We start from the raw sequence: 22839 nt of genomic DNA, 5'->3' as shown, positions 1-22839 counted from the left end.
ATGAGTTTGAGGCTTGCGCGGCTATCGTAAGCGGATGAGGCCGCCACGCCCGTATCCGACCGATGTATCCGATGAAGCATGGGCATTCGCTGCGCCCTGCTTGACCCTATTGGCTCCGCAGGCACGATAGAGCAGATATGACCTGCGTTTGATGTTCAACGCATTGCGCTGATGGCGCGGGCCGGGGCGCCATGGCGCTTGAGTGCCCCCGAGTTTCCGCCGTGGGAGACGGTCTACAGCAAACCCAGCGGTGGCTGCTTTGAGGCCATGATCAACGACTTGCTTTCCATCTTGCGGCTGGCTCAAGGCAAGCAGGCTCAGCCCAGCTGCATGATCCTAGATGGCGAACGCTGCAGTCCATCTGCGAAAGCGGACCGTGTGCTGGGTACGATGGTTACAAGCGCAAAAAGGGCAGCAAGGTGCACATGGCGGTGAACATGCTCGGCCATTTGCTTGCAGTGCAGATCATGGTGGCCGAAGAGCAGGAACGCGCCCAAGTGCGATCGCTGGCGCAGGAAGTTCGGCACGTGACGTGAGAGACGGTGAAACTAGCGTTCGTCGATCAAGGCCATACAGGCGAAGGACCGGCCGAAGCAGCGGACGCGGAAGGAATCGAACTGCACGTCGGAAAACTGCCGGAGGCCAAGAAAGGCTTTATGCTGCTGCTGCGCCGCTGGGTCGTGGAGTGCAGTTTCGGTTGGGTCAATCGTTTCCAACGCCTGGCAGGTAATTACGAAGGCCTGCGGGAAATACTGGCAGGACTCCACTTCGGCGTCTTCTCCATCCTGATGCTAGGAAATACCCCCATCTCTACTTCAAAGTTCATAACACGCTCTAGCGATCATCGTATTGAAGTCGCAGCTGGCGGTGGCCGACGCAGATGATCGTTATATGCTTTGCTATCGATCCACTGCCCGATGGACGTCGCTTCAAGCTCAGAGGCTAAATTCTTCAAATTTGTGTGGCCAGACGGGGGTAAAGCCGTCACCAAGCGCCGTCCTCTCATTTTGACGGCACTAATCGCGGAAGGTTAGCAGTGGTAAATAGGCTGCGTCCGCAATCGCTTTTTGGCTGCCGATGATCTCGCCGTGAGAGCAATGAATACGTATGCACGTACGCGCCCGTGGTGCGCCACGCAGCTAGGCTAACGCCCTTGGCTGGCGGCCGTGTTGGCTGCCCGCAGTGGCCCGGGAGGGGCGTGCATGTTGCAGACACCATGGTGGCGCGGGGCGGTCATCTACCAGATCTATCCGCGCAGTTTTCTGGATTCCAACGGCGATGGGGTCGGCGATCTGCAGGGCATCATTGCCAAGCTCGACTACATCGCCGGGCTGGGCGTGGATGCCATCTGGATCTCGCCGTTCTTCAAGTCGCCGATGGCCGATTTCGGCTATGACATCGCAGACTATCGTGCAGTGGATCCGTTGTTCGGGACGCTGGACGATTTCGACCGTCTGCTCGACAAGGCGCATGCGCTCGGGCTGAAGGTGATGATCGATCAGGTGCTGAGCCACACCTCGATCGAACATGCGTGGTTCCAGGAAAGCCGTCAGGATCGGACCAACGCAAAGGCGGATTGGTATGTATGGGCCGATCCGCGCGAGGACGGGGCGCCGCCCAACAACTGGTTGTCGCTATTCGGTGGTGTGGCGTGGCAGTGGGAGCCGCGGCGGGAGCAGTACTACCTGCACAACTTCCTGGTCGACCAGCCCGACCTCAATTTCCATAACGCCGAGGTGCAGCAGGCAACCCTGGACAATGTGCGGTTCTGGTTGGACCGTGGAGTGGATGGCTTCCGCCTGGACGCGATCAACTTCTGCTTCCATGACGCGCAGCTGCGCGATAACCCCGCCAAGCCGGCCGACAAGCGGGTAGGGCGTGGCTTCAGTGCGGACAATCCGTATGCCTATCAATATCACTACTTCAACAACACGCAGCCGGAAAACCTGGCGTTCCTGGAGCGCCTGCGTGCTCTGCTCGATCGCTATCCGAATGCGGTAAGCCTGGGCGAGATTTCTTCGGAAGATTCGTTGGCGACCACGGCCGAGTACACCGCCAAGGGCCGTCTGCACATGGGCTACAGCTTCGAGCTGTTGGTGCAGGATTACAGTGCTGCCTATATCCGTGAAACGGTCAGCCGGCTCGAGGCGACCATGCTGGAAGGCTGGCCGTGCTGGGCGATTTCCAATCACGACGTGGTGCGTGCGGTAACGCGTTGGGGCGGCGAAGATGCGTCGCCTGCGTTCGCCCGCATGGTGGTGGCGCTGCTATGTTCGTTGCGTGGTTCGGTTTGCCTGTACCAGGGCGAGGAGCTTGGGCTGGGCGAGGCGGATGTGGCATTCGAGGATCTGCAGGATCCGTATGGCATCACGTTCTGGCCAACTTTCAAGGGGCGCGATGGATGCCGTACGCCGATGCCGTGGACCGATGCGCCGTCGGCGGGTTTCACCAGCGGCAAGCCGTGGCTGCCGTTGTCCGAGCCGCATCGTCTGGCTGCAGTGAGTGTGCAGCAGGACGATGCCCAGTCTGTGCTGAGCGCCGTGCGGGCATTCCTGAGTTGGCGCAAAAGCATGCCGGCCTTGCGGGAAGGGGCGATCGCGTTCTACGACACCGCAGAGCCGGTGCTGATGTTCCGGCGTGAGCATGCCGGCCAGGTCATGCTGTTGGCGTTCAATTTGTCTGCCGACATCACCGAGCTGGCACTGCCTGCAGGTGCATGGCGCCAGATCGATGTGCCGGGGGTGGAGCACGGGGTGATCGATCATGGTCGCGTGCGCTTGCCGAGGCACGCTGTGGTTTGTGCAATGGGCGGGGAGTGACGCTACCGCTTCAGAAAGCTTGATGGGTGTGTTTGATTGATACCGGCGAGGCGTTCCGTTGGGATGCCTCGCTTTTTTGTGGTGGGTTGTTAGATCCGAGTTGGCGTGCATGCGATGCGCGGTGCTTGGTAGGCGAACCGAGATGAGTTATGTAGTGGCGCCGCTGTAGGAGATGGTTAGGTATCTCCTCTTGGTCGATCAAATTTGAAGAATCGGCTGCCTGATGAAAATCGATTGCGAAAGCATATTCCCAAGCGATGCCGCGGCTAACGTTTCAGAGGATGTCTGGCGCTCGGAAACTGCAGGACGTGAAGTGCGCGCGTCTGGGCCTTGCGCTCGATTCCTTCCAGCCTGTACCAGACGATCGACTCGAAGGGAAAATGCTGTTCAAAGAAAAGCCGCCGGTGTCTAGCCGGCGGCTTTTCCTTGGTGGAGATTTCGAAGTTCTGGAGCGAGACGCCGTGATTGCATTGCGCGTAATAGATCATCGCTCCTGTCGGGAGATCGATTAGGAGGTGAAAGCAGCGCTTTTTGGATGCCGAGGGTGTTCGCGTGGAATCCGTACCCTCATCCCAACCCCTCTCCCGGAGGGAGAGGGGCTAACAGCGCCATTTATCCATGCAATGGCTCAGAACTTGTAATTTACACCCAGCACAAAGGTGCGGCCCCACTCGATGTATTCCAGCGGGCGGTCCTTGGTTTCTGCGTACGTGCGATACGGCGAGTTGCTGAGGTTGCTTGCCTGCAGCAACAGGGTCAGGCCGGATAGGCTGCTGGCTTCGCTGAAGTTGTAGCTGATCTGCGCGTCGGTGATGTTTTCGCCGACCACGTAGCGCAACGTGCGGTTGCCGTTGAAGTTGCCGATTTCGCCGATGAAGTCCGAGCGGCGACGCTGGCTGACGCGTGCTTCGAAGCCTTTGTGCTCGTAGTACGCGGTCAGGTTGTACACGCGCTTGGACAAGCCCGGCAGGCTGATTTCACCGTCGCCCACGCTGGAGGCGCTTTCCGGGTCGCGGATCTTGACGTCGCTGTCGTTGAAGGTGGCGCTGGCCTGGATGCCAAAGCCTTCCAACGGCGCGAAGATCAGATCCAGCGGCAGCGAGGCGGTGAGTTCGACGCCGCGCAAGGTGCCGCCCTTGCCGTTGAACGGGGCGCTGAAGGTGCCGGTGGTCAGCACCGGTGCAGAGCCCGGCGGCGGCACGTAGCCGGCGACCAGTGCGGAGAAATCGTAGTTGTCGCGGCTCTGGGTGTAGATGTAGCTCTTGAGGTCCTTGTAGAAGAACGCCGCGGCCACGTAAGCACGGTCGGCAAAATACTTCTCGTAGGAGATGTCCAGGGCATTGGCGCGCCATGGATCGAGCATGGGGTTGCCGCCGCTGGCGCCGGGGCGCCCGGTGGAGGTGTCGACACCGAATTCCAGCGATGCCCGCAGTTGATCCACGCGCGGGCGTGCGACCTGCTTGGCCATAGCGAAGCGCAGCGTTTGCTCGTACGGGAACTGAAATGCCAGGTTCAAGCTGGGCAGCCAGTCGCGATAGGTCTTGCCATCGTCGATGGGCCGCACTTCGCTACCGGCCGGCTGCGAGGCGTCCCAGTAGTTGGCCTGCGAGGACTGGTCTGCACTTTGCAGCTGCACGCCAATATTGCCGCGCACGCCTACTTCGCCCCACTCGGTATCGATATTGGCACGCAGCCAGGCGGTGGTGATTTTTTCTTCCACCGTCCAGGCCTTGGACACCAGGAACGAGGCGTCGTCGCTGGGGTTGAACAACATATAGCGCGCCACCGTGGCCGGCACATTCCACGCAGGCAGGGAGCCGAGACCGGCGAAGCCGAGATTGACCGGCGCGTATTGCAGGTCTGCCGCCACCGTGGCCTCGCCCTGTGCGCCCAGGGTGATATTGCCTTCGGGCTGGGTCTTCTGCTTTTCGCGATTGGCGTAGTTGACGCCCACATCCAGGTCCGAGAACCAGCTCAGCGCTTCGGGCATCGGGAAGCTGGCCTGCAGCCGCGCGCCCTTGAGCACGTCTTCCACGCTCGGCACCTTGCCGTATCCGGAGCCATAGATGGTGTTGGTGAGGAACAGCTCGTCCGGATTGGAATAATTCATGCCCGGCGTCAGCTGCGAGAAGCCGTTGCCGACAACCGACACGCCCACGGTATCCAGCTGCGGCATCGGTGCGCGCTGGAGATTGTTTTCCAGGTTCAGTTCGTCGCGTGTGGCCTTGGAGTAGTTCAGGTCGGCGACGATCTTGACGGAGCCGGCCGTGATTTCGTTATTCCAGCCGAAGGCGTCGATCTTGTCTTCGCGCTTGTTGTACATGCCACGCACCAACGGATAGACGCCGCTGGCATCGCCGCCGATGAAGGTATTGCGATCGTTGACGCGCACGTTGCTGATGTTCAGGCCAGGCGTGTAGCCGCCGTTGTAGTTGCTCAGATTGAGCTCGAACTGGTTGGCGGTGTCGATCTGCTCGGCTTCGGTGTGGAAGGCATCGAGCGTGCTGGTCCAGGCATTGGACGGGCGATACTGCAGCGTAGCCATGACGCCGTCTCGCTTCTGGTTGCCGGTGCGGCGCAGCGCCTTGATGCCATCGGAAAAATACACGCCATCGGCGACACCAGGACGCTGCCGCTGCGCGTTGACCTGCTGCCACGGTTCGTACAGGCCTACCTGGTTTTCCTGGATCGGCATGTCGGTATGCGCGTAACCGATGGTCAGGCCGATGGTGCGGTCTGCGAATTGGTCGATATAGCTGACATTGAAACGGTTGCCGTAGGGGTCGACGTTGGCGGCCTTGCCCAAGGAGTTGCGCTGGTAGCGGCCACCGATGGCGATCACGCGCTCGTTGTAGCTCAGCGGGCGGGCGGTCTGCATGTCCACCGTGCCCGACAAGCCTTGACCGACCAGGCCGGCATCCGGTGTCTTGTAGACGGTGACGCCGCTGACCAGTTCTGATGGATATTGGTCGAACTCCACGCTGCGGTTGTCGCCGGTGCTGACCACTTCGCGCCCGTTGAGCAGCGTGGTGGAGAAGTCCGGCGACAGGCCGCGCACGCTGATCACCTGCGCACGGCCGGCAACGCGTTGCGCAGCCAGACCGGGCAGGCGCGCCAGCGATTCGGCGATGCTGACGTCCGGCAGGCGACCGATGTCTTCGGCCGAAATGGCTTCCACGATCGAAGTGGAATCGCGCTTGACCGAGATGGCGCCTTCGATTGCGCGGCGCAGGCCGGTGACCTGGACCTTGTCCAAGTCGGTGACCGCGCCGGCAGTCTGTTCGGACGCACCTTGTTGGGCGTCGCTTGCTTGTGCAGGCGTTGCCGTTTGCGCGGCGGCCCATGTCGGTGCCATGGCAACGGCCAGGGCGATACTCAGCGCGGAGCGCTTGTGCTTCAACATTTTCCCCTCCCAGGTACATGTTGTTTTTTGATTTTTGATCCGGCAGGGCTGCCTGGATGTCATGCGTCGCGTGCCACGATGGACGTCACACGACTGCGACGTATGGTAGACACGGCACCTGGGTGCAAACGTGCACTGCATACGTATTCACTGCGGTGTTGCGCGATGAAATCGATTCCACCCAGGGCCATGCCGGCGACGGCCAGGTGATTGCGCTCAGCAAGGACATGCTGCGCGATGCGCAGCGGCGGTATGACCGCTGCGCCGTGCAATCGATCGTGCTGGCTGTGCGCGTTGGCGCCCAAGCGATGTCGTGGTCAGCGTTTGCCACCCATCGGAACAAAGCGAATGGCCTGACCACCGCCCGGTGCCAGACGCAGCTCCAGCGTATCGGCACTGCTGACCTGACGTTCTTCGCGCACGAAGGCGAACGGGTTGCTGGCATAGTCCGCGCCGTCGCCATCGCGATAGATCTGCGCGATGTAGCGCACGCCGGGTTCGAGAAAGCCCAGTGGCACCTGCAGCAGGCGGCCGTGTTCGTCGGTGATGCTGCCCAGGAACCAGTCACGGCTGTGCCGGTCCTTGCGTGCGATGGTGACGTAATCGCCCACTTCGCCATTCAGCGCGCGGCTCTGGTCCCAGTCCACCGCCACATCTTCGATGAAGCGGAACGCATCGCGGTGTTGCAGATAATGCTCGGGCAGATCGGCGGCCATCTGGATCGGGCTGTAGAGCGTCACATACAGCGCCAGCTGCCGCGCCAACGTGCTGGGAATGGCCTGGCCGTTGCGGCCCTTCAGGCTGACGATGCCGGGCGTGTAATCCATCGGCCCGGCGAGCAGCCGGGTAAACACCAGGTTGACTTCGTGCTCGGGCGGATTGGGCGGCTGGCCCCAGGCGTTGTATTCCATGCCGCGCGCGCCTTCGCGCGAGATCCAGTTGGGATAGGTACGGCGCAGCCCGGTGTCCTTGATGGGCTCGTGCGCATTGACCGCAATGTGGCGCTGCGCCGCTTCCTGCACCACGTGCAGGTGGTGACGTGCCATCCATTGCCCGTCGTGCCATTCGCGCAGCGGCGTGCCGCCCGCGGGGTTGCGCCGTTCCACCTGGCCGTCGTCGCAGACATAGCCGGTCTTGAGCGAGTCCACGCCGAAGCGCGCATACAAGTCCATCGCTTCGGCGATCTGATCTTCGTAATGGTCCACTGCGCACCCGGTTTCATGATGGCCGATCAGATGTACGCCCTTGGCGGCGGCGTATCTGCTGAGTGCTGGTAGGTCGAAATCCGGCGTAGGCCGGGTGAAATCGAAGCTGCCGCCATTGCCGAACCATTCCCCGTCCCAGCCGGGATTCCAGCCTTCGACCAGTACGCCGCGAAAGCCGTGGTCTGCGGCGAAGTCGATATAGCGTTTTGTCGTCGCGGTGGTTGCGCCGTGTTTGGGCCCGGTGGCCCAGGTCTGTTGATTGAGATGCATCGACCACCACATGCCCACGTACTTGGACGGCTTGATCCAGCTCACCTCGCCCAGCACATTGGGTTCGTTGAGGTTGAGGATGAGGTTGGATTCCACCAGGCCGGTGGCCTGATCGGCGATCTGCAGCGTGCGCCATGGCGTATCGAAGGGCAGGCTGCGGCGCACCTTCCAGCCTTCGGCAGCCGGCGACAGCTGCGCGCGCAGGCGCTGGTTGTCGGTGCGGCGCAGCCACATGCCGGCGTAGTCGACCAAGGCCGCTTCATGCAGTGCGATGTGCAGCCCGCTGTCGGTACGCAGCGTGAGCGGCGTATGCGCCAGCGCAACCTGGTTCAACGGCGTATGCCGATACAGATACTCGTAGTGGATCGGCTCGCCTGCGGGAATCCACCAGGCATCGGCCGGTTGCGCGATGGCGAATTCGGTCACTTCCTCGTCGATGATCGCCTCGCGCATGCCTGCTTGCTTGGGGAAGTGATAGCGCAGGCCCAGCCCGTCGTCGTAGACGCGGAAGATCACGTCGAAGGTGCGCTGCGCACCGTCGCGCTCGCCCAGGCTCACGCGCAACTCGTTGTAGTGATTGCGCACCAGCCGCGTCTCGCCCCAGGGCTGCTCCCAGGTGTCATCGTGACTTTGGCGCGCCTGGGCAAGCACCGCCATGCCGCGGTCCAGCCGGCCGTCGCGTAGCTCGAACCCCAGCCGCGAGCGTTGCACCACCGCCTCGCCGAGGCGCTGCACGCGGTAATAAGGCGTGCCGCCATCCACCTCCAGGCTGACTTGCAGCACCTTGTTCGGCGACTCCACGCTGACGGTGGTGACTTCGGCATGCAGCTGCGGCGCGGCACCGCCGAACAGCGTGAGGACCAGCAGCTGGGCGATCCATGCGGCGCCCAGTGTCGAGTGCGCTCGACGTGAAGACAGCGGCATATCCCCTCCCAAGGTGACCGTTGCGCAAGCAGTGACTATGCAGTGCCTTGCAGTGGATGCGCCGTGCTGCGCACTGCTGGAAACCCATGAATACGTATGCAGTGGTGCGGAACAGCAGAGTGCGCGTCTACCATGGCGCCACGGCACCTGGGAGGGTCCGCGCCCGTGGCACGTCCGTGCCGCGCACCACAACGCGTGCAACGAGGGAGGAAGGCCGACGGCGCAAGCTGTCTTGCCGCTTCGATGTTGAAGATGATCTGCATGGCTGCAACGCTGGGCGTTGCGGCAAGCTCGCCGGCACTGGCCGACGAACTGGAATTTCAAGGACGCCGGGCCCAAGCGCAGGCATTGGACGACGGCAGCTTCGTGTTGCGCTGGCCGCAGGGCGAACGCCGCATTGCGGCACAACCGATGCGCACGCACACCGCCAGCCCGCTGTTCGACGCCTTGTTCGCGCTGGCACAGCAGGAAATGGCCGACGACCGCGTCGAGGCGATCCGCGACCCCGCCTTCAACGATGGCAAGCCGGTGCCGTGCGCCTGCTTCGAAACCGGCGAACGCTGGCCCTACGTCTGGACGCGCGATGTCAGCTTTGCGGCCGATCTTGCGTTGGCGCAGCTGGAGCCGGAGCGCACGCGCAATGCACTGCGCTTCAAGCTCTCGGCCGCACGCGATGGGCGCACGCCGGGACTGTTCGTGGCGCAGGACACCGGCTCCGGCGGCAGTTGGCCGATCAGCAGCGACCGAGTGGTGTGGTTCCTTGCCGCCCGTGGCTTGCTGGACGACAAGCCGTTTGCCGAAGAGGTGTGGCAGGCGCTACGGGCAACGATCGCGCAGGACCGCGATGCCGTGTTCGATGCGCAGATCGGTCTCTACCGCGGCGAAACCTCGTTCCTAGATTGGCGAGAACAGACCTACCCGGACTGGACGCGCGAGGACGTGCGATTCATTGCCGAATCCTTTGCGCTCTCCACCAACGTGCTGCATTACCAGGCGTTGCGGCTGGCCGAACAGTTGGCGCGCCAGCAGGGCGATGCACGCGCTGTGCAATATGCGCAGTGGGCCGATGCACTCCGCCAGGCCATCGATAGGCGTTTCTGGGATGCGCGCAGCAGCCAATACGTCAGCTATCTCGGCAGCGCAGCGCATCCGGTGCGCTACGCCAAGGTGGATCTGCTCGGCCTCTCGCTGGGCGTACTGGCCGATGTGTTTCCGCCGCAGCGGGCGCGCCTTGCGCTGCGCAATTACCCGATGGTCGCGGGCGGCAGCCCGGTGGTGTGGCCGCAAGAGGCCGCGCAGCCGATCTACCACAACCGCGCTGTCTGGCCGTTCGTCAGTGCCTATGCGCTACGCGCTGCACGCACGCTGGACGATGCGCCACGCATCGCGTTGGAGCTGCAATCGCTGATGCGTGGTAGCGCGCTGGCGGGCTCCAACATGGAAAACTACGAGATGCAGCGCCTTGCGGTGCACGTGGAAGAGGGCGCGCGCAGTGGACCGGTGGTGAACTCGCCACGCCAGCTGTGGTCGGTGGCGGGCTACCTGTCTGCAGTGCAGGAGGGTGTGTTCGGGCTGTCGGCCGATGGCAAGCTACAACCGAAGTTGCCGCGGTCCTTGCTGCCCCTGTTGTTTGGCGACGCCAAGCAGATCGTGCTGGAACAGGGCGCACGACGGTACGTGCTGCAGCGCCCGGCGAACGATGCCGGCGAGTTGCTGGTGGCAGGACGCAGCGAACGGCAGGGGCAGACCACGCTGGTGCAGTTGGTTGGGCACAATGCCGACCTGACGCCGCCGCCGCGACCGAAGCAGGTCTTCGCACCGCAGATGCCACCGGCGCCGGTCGCGCAACAGATCGGCAACACGTATCGCATCGATATTCCGGAAGGAACAACGCTGTATCTGGACGGCCGCGCACTCGATGCCAGCGCGCACTGGGATCTCCCCGACGATGGCGTGCTGCATGTGCTCAGCCTGACCCGGCGGCGCGATGGTCTGGAGTCGCTGCATAGCCCGTCGTTGACGCTCGGCCCACTGCAGCAGTTGCCGGGCAGCCAGCGCTGGAGCTGGCGTCCGGCACATGCAGGCGTGCATCGGGTATCGCTGCGTTACCGCAATGACAATGGCCCGATCAATACCGGGATCACGGCAGCGGTGAAACACCTGGTGCTGGAGTGCCCGGGGAAACCCGCACAATCGCAGGTCATCGTGATGCCGCATAGCGTAGGCGAGCAGCTCTCCACACAAGTGACTTTCGATGCGGTGGCGGGGCAGGCCTGTACGTTCCGGCTCGAGAACGGCTTCAATATGAGCGCATTGGCGCACTTTGCCCAATACAACGGCGGTCGCGGCGGCCGTGATGGTGTAGTCAATGCGGCGCAGGTCAGTGCGTTGTTGGTCGGGCCTGCAGCACGCGTGGAGGCCGCGCCATGAACGCCAAGCCACGCTTGAATTTCTGGCAGATCTGGAACATGTGCTTCGGCTTTCTCGGCATCCAGTTCGGCTTCGCACTGCAGAACGCCAATGCCAGCCGTATCTTCCAGACGCTGGGCGCGCAGGTCGACGACGTGCCAGGCCTGTGGATCGCTGCACCGCTCACCGGCCTGATCGTGCAGCCGGTCATCGGTTACCTGTCCGATCGCACCTGGACCCCGTGGGGCCGCCGGCGTCCGTACTTCATGGTGGGCGCTGTCTTCACCACGCTGGCCTTGCTGGTGATGCCCAACGCGCCGATGCTCTGGGTGGCCGCCGGGACGCTGTGGGTGCTGGATGCATCGATCAACATCTCGATGGAGCCTTTCCGTGCGCTGGTGGGTGACCAATTACCGCCGTCGCAACGGCCGACCGGCTACGCGATGCAGAGTTTCTTCATTGGCATCGGCGCGATCGTCGCGAGTTTTCTGCCCTGGCTGCTGACCCATTGGGGCATTGCCAACACCGCGCCACCAGGCCAGTTGCCCGACAGCGTGCGCTACGCGTTCTACCTTGGCGCGGCGGTATTGTTCCTGTCGATCACCTGGACGGTGCTGCGTACGCGCGAGTACAGCCCAGAGCAGTTGGCCGGTTTTGACGATGCGCATCCGGCTCTCGCACAGGTGGCAAGCACCGGCATGGCGCCGACACCCATGGCAAGCGTGCTGTGGTGCGGTCTGGGCGTGCTGCTCGCCACGGCCATCGCCTGGCAGCAGGGCGACCGCATGCTGTACGTGCTGGCCGGGTTGTGTCTTGCCTACGGCGTCTTGCTTGCCTTGGCTCGCATGTTGCCCGCCACCAGCATGTTGGTGGCGATCGTGCAGGACGTGCGCAGCATGCCGATGACGATGCGTCGCCTGGCCTGGGTGCAGTTCTTCTCGTGGTTTGCCTTGTTTGCGATGTGGATCTACACCACTGCCGCAGTGACGCAAGTGCATTTCGGTGCGAACGACACCGCTTCGGCGGCCTACAACGATGGCGCAAACTGGGTCGGCGTGTTGTTCGGCGCCTATAACGGGTTTGCTGCATTGGCTGCAGTGGTGATTCCGCTGCTGGTGCGTGCGATCGGCTTGCGCTGGAGCCATCTGTGCAACCTGTGGCTGGGTGCCGCCGGATTGTTGTCGATGCTGGTCATCCGCGACCCGCAGTGGTTGCTGCTGTCGATGGTGGGGGTCGGTTTCGCCTGGGCCTCGATCCTGTCGCTGCCGTATGCCTTGCTGTCAGATAGCGTGCCTGCTCCAAAGATGGGCGTGTACATGGGCATCTTCAATTTCTTCATCGTGATTCCGCAGTTGGTCGCCGCCAGCGCGCTGGGCTTTGTACAGCGCGTGTGGCTGGGCGGGCAGCCGATCTATGCATTGGCCATTGGCGGGCTCAGCCTGTTGATTGCAGGCGTGTGCGTGGTGCGGGTTCCAGTGGCCTCGGGAGGGCAGTGATGCGCAGTGCGATGTATGTGGCGTTGACGATGTACGCGGGCGCGGCAATGGCGGCGCCTGCAGCCGAGGACTACTACGGCACCCTGGAGCCGTTCGCCGCCGAGGCGGTGTACTTCGTGGTGACCGACCGCTTCGTCAACGGCGATACCGGCAATGACCATCGCGATCAGGGTGGTGCGCATCGCACCTTCGATGTGCCCACACCATGCGCCGATGGCAGCGAGGACAACATCGGCTATCTCGGTGGCGACTTCAAAGGCATCGTCGAGCATGCCGATTACATCCGCGACCTGGGCTTCGGGGCGGTGTGGATCACCCCGATCGTCGATAACCCCGACGAAGCGTTCACCGGCGGCAAGCCGATCACCTGCGGCAGCACGCTCAGCGACCATGGCAAGACCGGCTATCACGGCTATTGGGGCGTCAACTTCTACAAGCTCGACGAACATCTGCCCAGCCCGGGACTTGATTTCGCCGGCTTTACCCGCGCCATGCACGCCAACAAGCTGAAGGTCGTATTGGACATCGTGGGCAACCATGGTTCGCCGGCCTACACCATGCCGCAGGCGCAACCCGGCTTTGGCAAGCTCTACGATGCGCAGGGGCGCCTGGTCGCCGACCACCAGAATCTCGCGCCTGCGCAACTGGATCCGCAGCACAACCCATTGCATGCCTTCTACAACACCGGCGGCGGCCTGGCGGAATTGTCCGACCTCAACGAAAACAATCCGGCGGTGCTGGATTATCTGGCCGGCGCGTACCTGCAGTGGATGGAGCAGGGCGCCGATGCGTTTCGCATCGATACCATCGGCTGGATGCCGGATCGCTTCTGGCATGCCTTCGTGGCGCGCATTCGCGAAAAACGTCCGGGTTTTTTCATGTTCGGCGAAGCCTTCGATTACGACGCCAACAAGATCGCCGGGCATACCTGGACGCGCAATGCCGGCGTCAGCGTGCTGGATTTCCCGCTCAAGCAGCAGCTTGCCGCGGTATTCGGTCATGAACAGGCCGGCTTCGAAAAACTCGCCGCGCCCTTGTTCCTGCGTCAAGGGCCCTATGCGAATCCCTACGAGTTGATGAGCTTCTACGACAACCACGACATGGCGCGCCTGGATGCCAGCGATACCGGATTTATCGATGCGCACAACTGGTTGTTCACTGCCCGCGGCATTCCGGTGATCTATTACGGCTCGGAAATCGGCTTCATGCGCGGGCGTGCCGAACATGCCGGCAACCGCAACTACTTCGGCGTCGAGCGCATCCGCACTGCACCGCAGAGCCCGATCTTCGGCCCGCTGCAACGCATCGCCCAGGTGCGTCGCAACACCCCGGCATTGCAGCGTGGCGTGCAGGTCGATGTGCGGTTACACGGCGATCAAGCCGCGTTCCTGCGCGTCTATCAGCATGCAGGTACAACCCAGACCGCATTGGTGCTGCTCAACAAGGCCGATACCGCAGCCACCATTCAAGTGACGCGCTTCCTGCAGCCTGGCGCGTGGCGCGATGCGGTCAGTGGCGAGCAGTTGCAGGTGCAGCGTGGTTTCGCAACAGCGGTGCCGGCGCACGGCGTGCGCGTGTTGCTGTCGGATGCGCCGATCACCGACCCGGCCCTGCGCAAGCAGCTCGACCTGCAAATGGCCGAGCAGGCTGCACGCGACGCACGCAACAGGTAGGCGCGCACCTGGGCGCGATCAGGCATTGCCGCTAACGCCCGTCGCGCCCGGTTGCGCTCTTGCGCCGCACGCAGCGGGTCGCGAGATCTCGCGACCCAACGGGCGCGCTATCCCGAATCCCGAATCAGCGCCTGACCGTCCCATCCGACGCCCGACCCGTCAGCGCATCGCCGGTCTCTGCGCCAGACGGCGCCCATCCCAGTGGCGGCTGCAGCCCGCTGCTGCGCGAGGAATCGCGTAGCGCCAGACGCACCGGAATCGTGCGGCTCTGCGCCGCCTCGCCACGAATCAGGGCCACCAGACTTTCCACCAGCAATGTGCCGGCCTGCTTGGTGTCCTGCTGCACGGTCGACAGCGCGGGCGCGACCGACGCCGCCAACGCGATATCGTCGAAGCCGCTGACCGCCACGTCCTGCGGCACCCGCAGGCCGCGCTCGCGCAGGGCGCGCATGGCACCGATCGCAATCAGATCGCTGGCTGCGCACACCGCATCGAACGCATTGCCGCTGTCCAGCAGTGCCAGGCATGCGGTGTAGCCGGACAACTCGGTGGTGATCGCATCGAACTGCAGTGCCGGGTCGGCTACCAGGCCGTGCTGCGCCAGCGCAGCGGCATGGCCGCGGTAGCGCTCTTCGAATTCGGGGTAGTGGTTGGACGCGTGTCCGACGAACGCGATGCGCCGGCAGCCCTGCGCCAGCAGATGGTCGGTAATGTCCAGCCCGCCCTGGTAATTGTCGCTGCCGATCGAAATGCCGGGCTGGCCGGGCAGGGCCGCGCCCCAGCGCACGAAGTGGGTGCCTTGCTCGACCAGCAGCTGCAGCCGCTGGCGCGATTCCTGATAGTCGCCATAGCCCAGCAGGATGATGCCGTCGGCCTTGTTGCTGTCTTCGTAATCGGCCTGCCAATCCTTGGACAACTGCTGGAACGACACCAGCAGGTCGTAGCCCTGCAGCGCGCAGGCACGGGTGATCGAGCCCAGCATCGAGTGGAAGAACGGGTTGATCAGCGAGTCGTCGGCAGTGGGGTCTTCGAAGAACAGCAGTGCCAGCGTGCCGGCATTGCGCAGCCTTAGCGAGGAGGCGTTCTTGTCGACCTTGTAGTTCAGCTCGCGGGCGATGCGCAGGATGCGCTTGCGGGTTTCCTCGTTGACCATCGGGCTGCCGCGCAGTGCGCGCGACACGGTCGGCTGCGACACGCCGGCCAGGTAGGCGATATCCAGCGAGGTGGCTTTACCCTTGATGGTCATGGTCGGCAACGGCAGGACAGGTGGCCGGCATCATGCCATGCGCCCGCCAGCGCCGCGCCGCCGTACGCAGCGGACGGCTGATTGGTTTACCATTCACGCCCAAGACCCCCTGCGAGAAGGTGGCCCGCGCCCCGCGCCGGCCCAGCGTGCGACATGAGCACTACCACCGCCCACCGCTGATCCTTGCCTGCGCCAGCGCGCAGAGCGCCTGCATGGCGCTGTCTTGCCTCTCGTCCCGCATTCCCCTCCGAGCCTGACCAGCGATGGCCAGATCTCCCATGGCAGCCGACCGCTGCAGCCAGACCAGACCTCATTCTTGCCCATGATCAACATCACGCTCCCCGACGGCAGCCGCCGCGAATTCGAATCCCCCGTCTCGGTCATGCAGGTCGCCCAGTCGATCGGCGCCGGCCTGGCCAAGGCCACCATCGCCGGCCAGGTCGACGGCCAGCTGGTCGATGCCAGCGACGTCATCGACCATGACGCTAGTCTGCGCATCATCACCGCCAAGGACGCCGAAGGCGTGGAGATCATCCGCCACTCCTGCGCCCATCTGGTCGGGCATGCGGTCAAGCAGCTGTACCCGGAGGTCAAGATGGTGATCGGCCCGGTCATCGCCGAAGGCTTCTATTACGACATCTACAGCGAACGCCCGTTCACGCCGGACGACATGGCCGCGATCGAGCAGCGCATGCAGGAATTGATCGCGCAGGACTACGACGTGATCAAGAAGGTCACCCCGCGCGCCGAGGTGATCGAGGTCTTCGCCCAGCGCGGCGAAGAGTACAAGCTGCGCCTGATCGAGGACATGTCCGAGGACATCACCGCGATGGGCCTGTACTACCACCAGGAATACGTGGACATGTGCCGCGGCCCGCACGTGCCCAACACGCGCTTCCTCAAGGCCTTCAAGCTGACCCGCATCTCCGGCGCCTACTGGCGCGGCGATGCCAAGAACGAGCAGCTGCAGCGCATCTACGGCACCGCCTGGGCCGACAAGAAACAGCTGGATGCCTACATCCTGCGCATGGAAGAAGCCGACAAGCGCGACCATCGCCGCATCGGCAAGGCGCAGGACCTGTTCCACCTGCAGGAAGAAGCGCCCGGCTTGGTGTTCTGGCACCCCAAGGGCTGGTCGCTGTGGCAGGTGGTCGAGCAGTACATGCGCAAGGTCTACCGCGACAGCGGCTACGGCGAAGTGCGCTGCCCGCAGATCCTGGACGTGTCGCTGTGGCAGAAATCCGGCCACTGGGACAACTACCAGGACGCGATGTTCTTCACCGAGTCGGAGAAGCGCACCTACGCGGTCAAGCCGATGAACTGCCCCGGCCACGTGCAGGTGTTCAACCAGGGCCTGCACAGCTACCGCGACCTGCCGATCCGCTACGGCGAGTTCGGCGCCTGCCACCGCAACGAGCCTTCCGGCGCGCTGCACGGCATCCTGCGCGTGCGCGGCTTCACCCAGGACGACGGGCACGTGTTCTGCCTGGAATCGCAGATCGAATCCGAAGTCACCGCCTTCCACCGGCAGGCGCTGGCGGTCTATACCGCGTTCGGCTTCGACGACATCCAGATCAAGATCGCGCTGCGTCCGGAAAAGCGCCTGGGCGACGATGCCACCTGGGACAAGGCCGAAGCTGCGCTACGCAGCGCGCTGGGCGTGTGCGGGGTGGAATGGCAGGAGCTGCCGGGCGAGGGTGCCTTCTACGGCCCCAAGATCGAGTACCACCTCAAAGACGCCATCGGCCGCACCTGGCAGCTGGGCACCATGCAGGTCGACTTCATGATGCCGGGCCGCCTCGGCGCCGAGTACGTGGACGAGAACAGCCAGAAGAAGCATCCGGTCATGCTGCACCGGGCCATCGTCGGCTCGATGGAGCGTTTCATCGGCATTTTGATCGAACACCACGCCGGTGCCTTCCCGTCCTGGCTGGCCCCGGTGCAGGTCGTTGTCGCCAACATCACCGATGCTCAGGCTGAATATGTCGACTCGGTGCGGAAAACCCTTGCAAATCAAGGCTTCCGTGTCAGCGCAGATTTGCGTAACGAGAAGATCGGTTATAAGATTCGCGAGCATACGCTGCAACGCGTGCCATATCTGCTCGTGGTCGGCGACCGCGAGAAGGAAAATGGCGCTGTCGCCGTGCGGACCCGTTCAGGCGAGGACCTTGGGACCATGACGGTCTCGGCCTTCATCGAACGTCTGCAGGCAGAGCAGGCAGCGTGAGCCAACCCCGGCCGGTCTGGATGATCCGGATGCGCCGGTTCGATTCCTCTGGGAGATTGCAATATCAGTACCCCTGACAACAAACAGAACCGCAAGAACCAAGAAATCCGTGTGCCGCGCGTTCGCGTGATCGGCAGTGACGGAGAGATGGTCGGCGTGTTGTCGCGCGACGAAGCGCTCGCCAAGGCCGAAGAAGAAGGCCTGGATCTGGTCGAAATCCAGCCGCAGGCCGATCCGCCGGTCTGCAAGATCATGGATTTCGGCAAGTTCAAGTTCGAGCAGCAGAAAAAGGCCAACGAGGCCAAGAAGAAGACCAAGCAGGTCGAGATCAAGGAACTCAAGTTCCGCCCGGTCACCGACGAGGGTGACTACCAGATCAAGCTGCGCAACATGCGCCGTTTCCTGGAAGAGGGCGACAAGGTCAAGGTCAATATCCGCTTCCGTGGCCGTGAAATGAGCCATCAGGAGCTGGGCCGCGAGATGGCGGCGCGGATCGAGGCCGATCTGGGCGACGACATCGTCATCGAGTCGCGTCCGCGCCTGGAAGGGCGCCAGATGGTCATGATGATCGCGCCCAAGAAGAAGGTCTGAGGATCCGATTCGGCACTGCAACGGGCCCGACAGGTTTGTTGCAGTGCAAGCTCCACGATTTGCAACAATTCCCGGCAAGGGGTAGACTGCGCGGCCCGGTTTTATCGGGGCGCCGTGCAAGCGGCACCAGGACCTGTCCGGATCGTGTTCGATCAAGGACTTACAAGCAGGCAAGGGCAAGGATGGAAAGCGTGGTCGCAAGACTGCCGCCCGTGTCAGTGACAAAACACCATCAAGGACATTGCAATGCCCAAGATCAAGACCAACCGGGCGGCGGCCAAGCGTTTCCGCAAGACCGCCTCCGGCAAGTACAAGTGCGGCCACGCAAACCGTAGCCACATCCTCACGAAGAAAGCGACCAAGCGGAAGCGCAACCTGCGGCAGACGAACCACGTCCGTGCCGAGGACGCAGGCCGTCTCGATCGTATGCTTCCCTATCTCTGAGGACTGAACCATGGCACGAGTAAAGCGTGGTGTGCAGGCGCGCCGCCGCCACAAGAAAATTCTGACCCTGGCGAAGGGCTACTACAACGCTCGCCGCAAGGTCTTCCGCGTTGCCAAGCAGGCGGTCATCAAGGCGCAGCAGTACGCCTACATTGGCCGTAAGCAGAAGAAGCGTAATTTCCGTTCGCTGTGGATCACCCGCATCAATGCGGCTGCCCGCATCAACGGCTTGAGCTACAGCCGTTTCATGAATGGCCTGCTCAAGGCTGGCATCACCCTGGACCGTAAGGTACTGGCCGATATCGCCGTGCACGACGCCGCCGGTTTTGCCGCGCTGGCCGAGAAGGCAAAGGGCGCGCTGGCGGCGTAAATGCAGGTCCCTCTGCAAGAGCCCGCACATCCATGTGCGGACTTTTGACAGAAGCGAGTCATCGTCAGTAGTCACACCTCGGTGCGGATGCTTTCGATGCGTGAAACGCAGAGATGCAGGGGGAAGGGCGCGAGTCCTTCCCCTTTTGCGTTTTAGCGAAGTCGCCAAGTGGGCGATGACAGGTCAATGCAGTGACAATGCGTTCCGGTGTATCCGGAAACACCGTTCGGCTAGCAGTTGAGGCGCAAGTGCAATGAGTGAGATTCAATCCCTGACCGAGCGCGCGCTGGCCGATGTTGCCGCGGCGCAGACGCCGGACCAACTGGAAGCCTTGCGTGTCGCATTGCTGGGCAAGAGCGGCAGCATCACTGCCCAGCTCAAGCAGCTCGGGACGTTGCCGGCAGAGCAACGCAAGGCGGCTGGCGAGGCGATCAACCTGTCGCGCGACGCGCTGACTGCAGCGCTGGCCGAGCGCAAGCACACGCTGGAAACCGCCGCGCTGGATGCCCGTCTTGCCGGTGAACGCATCGACGTCACCTTGCCGGGGCGTCGAAGCGAACGCGGTGGTCTGCACCCGGTGACACGCACGCTGGAGCGCATCGTCGAAATCTTCGCGCGGCTCGGCTACGAGCTGTCGGACGGCCCGGAGATCGAGGACGACTGGCACAACTTCGAAGCCCTGAACTTTCCGCCGCACCACCCGGCGCGCGCGATGCACGACACGTTCTATTTCGGCGACGGACGCCTGCTGCGCACACATACTTCAGGCGTGCAGGTGCGTTACATGGACGCGCACAAACCGCCGCTGCGCATGATCGCGGCCGGCAAGGTGTACCGCTCCGATTCGGATCAGACCCACTCGCCGATGTTCCATCAGGTCGAAGGCCTGTTGGTGGACGAGCATTCCAATTTCGCCGACCTCAAGGGCACCTTGTCCGAGTTCGTGCGTGCGTTCTTCGAGCGCGATTTCGAAATGCGCTTCCGCCCCAGCTATTTCCCGTTCGTGGAGCCGGGCGCGGAAGTGGATATCGCCTGGCAGCAGCCCGACGGCAGCACGCGCTGGCTGGAAGTGCTGGGCTGCGGCATGGTGCACCCGAATGTGCTGCGCAGCGTCGGCATCGACCCTGTGCGCTACACCGGCTTCGCCTTCGGCCTGGGCGTGGAGCGCTTCGCGATGCTGCGCTATGGCGTCAACGACCTGCGCGCGTTCTTCGAGAACGATGTGCGTTTTCTTCGGCAGTTTGCTTGACGGCGGGGAGTCGGGAATTGGGAATCGGGAATCGCAAGAGCCATTGGCTCCATCGGTCCGGTTCCGAAGGCCCGGCAACCCTGCTCTTGCGATTCCCCATTCCCAATTCTCGATTCCCGGCCTCTCATGAAATTCTCTGAAAATTGGCTGCGCAGCCACGTTCCGATCCAGGCCACGCGCGATGAACTGGCCGCGACGCTGACGGCGATCGGTCTGGAAGTCGAAGAAGTCACGCCGCTGGGCGAGTCGCTTGGTCAGGTGGTGGTGGCGCGTATCGTCGAAGCGGTGCGTCATCCCGAAGCCGATCGTCTGCAGGTTTGCAGCGTCGATGCCGGGCAGGGCGAGTTGCTGCAGATCGTGTGTGGCGCGCCGAATGCGCGTGCGGGTCTGGTGGCGCCGTTGGCGCTGGTCGGTGCGAAGATCGGCGAGCTGACGATCACTGCGGCCAAGCTGCGCGGTGTGGCGTCCAACGGCATGTTGTGTTCGGCCAAGGAGCTCGGACTGGACAGCGATGCGTCGGGTCTGTTCGAGTTGCCCGACGATGCGCCGGTGGGGCAGGCGCTGGCCGAGTATCTGGGGCTGCCCGATGCCAGCATCGAGATCAAGCTCACGCCCAACCGTGCCGATTGCTTCAGCGTACGCGGCATCGCCTTCGACGTGGCCGCCGCGTGCGCCAGCGAAGTGGTGGCGTTCGACGCCGGCATGGTGGCGCCGGTGTCCACGCGCACGCTGGCAGTGGAACTGGACGCCGGTAAGGATGCGCCGCGCTATTGCGGTCGTGTGATCGAAGGAATCGACCCGTCCGCCAAGACGCCGGTGTGGCTGGCCGAGCGGCTGCGCCGCAGCGGCGTGCGTCCGGTGTCGTTGCTGGTGGACATCACCCAGTACGTGATGCTGGAGCTGGGACAGCCGATGCACGCGTTCGACCTAGACACGCTGCAAGGCCCGATCGGCGTGCGCCATTCCCGCGTTGGCGAACAGTTGGTGCTGCTGGACGGTCGCCAGGTCACGTTGGACGAGAGTTTTCTGACCATCACCGATGCCGGGCGTCCGGTTGCATTGGCCGGCTTGATGGGCGGGCTGGACACACGCGTCACCGATACCACCCGCAATGTGTTCCTGGAGTCGGCGTACTTCGCCCCTGAGGCCATCATGGGCCGTGGCCGCAAACTCGGCCTGCATACCGATGCCGGGCACCGTTTCGAGCGTGGCGTGGATCCGGCACTGCCGCCGCAGGCGATTGAAGTGGCGACGCGCCTGGTGCTGGAACTGGCCGGCGGTACGCCTGGCCCGGTGGTGCATGCGCAGCTGCCGGAGCATCTGCCGCAGCCGGCGCGCATCCGCTTGCGCCGTGCGCGCATTGCACGCGTGCTCGGTATTCAGATCGACGATGCCGACGTCGTGCGCATGCTGCGGGCGCTCGGCATGCACGTCGAAGCGGTTGCCGAAGGCTGGGAGGTGATGGCCCCGAGCCGTCGCTTCGACATCGCCATCGAAGAAGATCTCATTGAAGAGCTGGCGCGTATCCACGGGTACGACCGGGTGCCGACCACGCTGCCTGGTGGCGCCAGTCGCATCGCGATGCCGAGCGAAACCCAGCTGGACGAGCTCAGCGTGCGGCGCCAGCTGGTGGCGCGCGAGCTGCAGGAAACCATCAATTACGCCTTCGTCGATGCGGCCTTGCTGGAGCGTTGGCAGCTTACCGAAGGCCTGGTGCCGCTGGCCAACCCGCTCAGTGCGGAGTTGGCGATCATGCGTCCGCGCCTGTTGCCGGGCCTGGTCGCCACGTTGGGCCGCAATGCTGCACGCCAGGCTGGGCGGGTGCGCTTGTTCGAGCTGGGCAAGGTGTTCGCAGCTGCGGCCGATGCCGGTGCGGCACCCGGAGAGTCGCAGCACGTTGCCGCGGCGGTGTGCGGCGATGCGCTGGCGTTGCAGTGGGGCGAGCCAGCGCGCAAGGTGGATTTCCACGATTTGAAGGGCGACTTGATCGCGCTGGCTGCGGCCAGCGGCGCGCAGCTGGAGTTCCAGCCGTCGACGCAGCCGTTCGGACACCCGGGCCGGTCGGCCGATATCTATCGCGACGGCGTCTGTATCGGCTGGATCGGGCAGGTACATCCGCGTCTGGCCAAGGCGCTGGACATCGACGTGGACGTGATCGCGTTCGAGTTGCAGCTGATGCCCTTGGTCCAGCGGGCCCTGCCGCGCGCCGGCGAGCTGTCGCGGTTCCCCTCGGTGCGCCGCGATCTGGCCTTCCTGGTGCCCGACGAGGTGAGCTGGGCGGCAGTGTCGGCCAGCGTGCGCACTACGGTCGGGCCATTGTTGCGTGAGGTGCAATTGTTCGACCGCTATGTCGGGCAGGGGGTCGAGCCAGGTTTCAAGAGTCTGGCTATGGGCTTGATTTTGCAGGATAACTCGCGCACTCTCACCGACCGGGACGTCGATGCGGTCGTCACCGACGTGGTGGCCGTGATCGAGCGCGAGCATCGCGCCCGGATCCGGAGTTGAGGCGGTAA

At 63.5% G+C, this 22839-nt stretch carries 14 protein-coding genes and 2 pseudogenes; 12 read left to right on the top strand and 4 right to left on the bottom strand.

Annotated features, from left to right (window positions below; genetic code table 11):
• The first annotated feature begins 34 nt into the window (after positions 1-34).
• Together ACCQ07_RS13170 and ACCQ07_RS13165 are read left to right on the top strand one after the other, a co-directional pair.
• Positions 35-884, top strand: a pseudogene (locus ACCQ07_RS13170) (IS5 family transposase).
• 318 nt (positions 885-1202) lie between these two features.
• The gene (locus ACCQ07_RS13165; protein WP_071118235.1) at positions 1203-2819 is read left to right on the top strand and encodes an alpha-amylase family glycosyl hydrolase; all 1617 of its coding nucleotides are present in this window, start codon (positions 1203-1205) and stop codon (positions 2817-2819) included.
• Positions 2820-3085: 266 nt separating this feature from the next.
• On the opposite strand, the gene ACCQ07_RS13160 is transcribed toward ACCQ07_RS13165, so the two are convergent.
• Together ACCQ07_RS13160 and ACCQ07_RS13155 are read right to left on the bottom strand one after the other, a co-directional pair.
• A complete protein-coding gene (locus ACCQ07_RS13160) occupies positions 3086-3307 on the bottom strand; it encodes a hypothetical protein (protein ID WP_071118236.1) in 222 nt (73 codons plus the stop codon).
• Between the two features lie 140 nt (positions 3308-3447).
• On the bottom strand, positions 3448-6222 hold the full coding sequence (locus ACCQ07_RS13155) for a TonB-dependent receptor (RefSeq protein ID WP_181388289.1): 2775 nt from the start codon (positions 6220-6222) through the stop codon (positions 3448-3450).
• On the opposite strand from ACCQ07_RS13155, the pseudogene ACCQ07_RS13150 reads away from it, so the two are divergent.
• Positions 6211-6536, top strand: a pseudogene (locus tag ACCQ07_RS13150) (hypothetical protein); the annotation flags it as partial. The gene ACCQ07_RS13155 and the pseudogene ACCQ07_RS13150 sit on opposite strands and share 12 nt — an antisense overlap.
• Positions 6537-6539: 3 nt before the next feature.
• Here ACCQ07_RS13150 and ACCQ07_RS13145 read toward each other — a convergent pair.
• Entirely contained in the window at positions 6540-8621 is a 2082-nt protein-coding gene (locus tag ACCQ07_RS13145; protein ID WP_372163962.1) for a glycoside hydrolase family 97 protein, read from the bottom strand.
• Between the two features lie 243 nt (positions 8622-8864).
• On the opposite strand from ACCQ07_RS13145, the gene ACCQ07_RS13140 reads away from it, so the two are divergent.
• From ACCQ07_RS13140 to ACCQ07_RS13130, 3 genes are read left to right on the top strand one after another with little or no spacing between them, the layout of a single operon-like run.
• Complete coding sequence (locus tag ACCQ07_RS13140; RefSeq protein WP_218196190.1) at positions 8865-11051, top strand: glucosidase family protein; 2187 nt, start codon at positions 8865-8867, stop codon at positions 11049-11051.
• Complete coding sequence (locus tag ACCQ07_RS13135) at positions 11048-12526, top strand: MFS transporter (protein WP_372163960.1); 1479 nt, start codon at positions 11048-11050, stop codon at positions 12524-12526. Before ACCQ07_RS13140 ends, ACCQ07_RS13135 begins: the two co-directional genes overlap by 4 nt.
• 47 nt (positions 12527-12573) lie before the next feature.
• Complete coding sequence (locus ACCQ07_RS13130) at positions 12574-14199, top strand: alpha-amylase family glycosyl hydrolase (RefSeq protein WP_372165832.1); 1626 nt, start codon at positions 12574-12576, stop codon at positions 14197-14199.
• A 124-nt stretch (positions 14200-14323) separates the two neighbouring features.
• Here the strand turns inward: ACCQ07_RS13130 and ACCQ07_RS13125 are convergent, their stop codons facing one another.
• Positions 14324-15445 (bottom strand): LacI family DNA-binding transcriptional regulator, encoded by a 1122-nt coding sequence (locus tag ACCQ07_RS13125; protein WP_008574584.1) that lies wholly within the window; start codon positions 15443-15445, stop codon positions 14324-14326.
• A gap of 322 nt (positions 15446-15767) precedes the next feature.
• Here ACCQ07_RS13125 and thrS point away from each other — a divergent pair, with 322 nt between their 5' ends.
• From thrS to pheT, 6 genes are all read left to right on the top strand, one after another.
• Positions 15768-17672, top strand: coding sequence for a threonine--tRNA ligase (gene thrS, locus ACCQ07_RS13120; protein WP_014090481.1), 1905 nt, complete (start codon positions 15768-15770; stop codon positions 17670-17672).
• 48 nt (positions 17673-17720) lie between these two features.
• On the top strand, positions 17721-18263 hold the full coding sequence (gene infC, locus ACCQ07_RS13115) for a translation initiation factor IF-3 (protein WP_077708941.1): 543 nt from the start codon (positions 17721-17723) through the stop codon (positions 18261-18263).
• Positions 18264-18509: 246 nt separating this feature from the next.
• Positions 18510-18707, top strand: a complete 198-nt coding sequence (gene rpmI, locus ACCQ07_RS13110) for a 50S ribosomal protein L35 (RefSeq protein ID WP_002811096.1) — start codon at positions 18510-18512, stop codon at positions 18705-18707.
• 10 nt (positions 18708-18717) lie between these two features.
• Positions 18718-19077 carry a 50S ribosomal protein L20 gene (rplT, locus tag ACCQ07_RS13105; RefSeq protein ID WP_003484828.1) on the top strand — a complete coding sequence of 120 codons (360 nt, stop codon included), beginning with the start codon at positions 18718-18720 and terminating at the stop codon, positions 19075-19077.
• Positions 19078-19330: 253 nt separating this feature from the next.
• Positions 19331-20326 (top strand): phenylalanine--tRNA ligase subunit alpha, encoded by a 996-nt coding sequence (pheS, locus tag ACCQ07_RS13100; protein WP_372363381.1) that lies wholly within the window; start codon positions 19331-19333, stop codon positions 20324-20326.
• Positions 20327-20452: 126 nt separating this feature from the next.
• A complete protein-coding gene (pheT, locus tag ACCQ07_RS13095) occupies positions 20453-22831 on the top strand; it encodes a phenylalanine--tRNA ligase subunit beta (protein WP_218505757.1) in 2379 nt (792 codons plus the stop codon).
• Positions 22832-22839: the final 8 nt, after the last annotated feature.

It is taken from the genome of Xanthomonas sp. NCPPB 3583, assembly GCF_041475715.2.
In the GTDB taxonomy this organism is placed as follows: Bacteria; Pseudomonadota; Gammaproteobacteria; order Xanthomonadales; family Xanthomonadaceae; genus Xanthomonas; species Xanthomonas euvesicatoria.
Note: the sequence above shows the minus strand (reverse complement) of the source record. Positions and strands in the feature narration are given on the sequence as shown.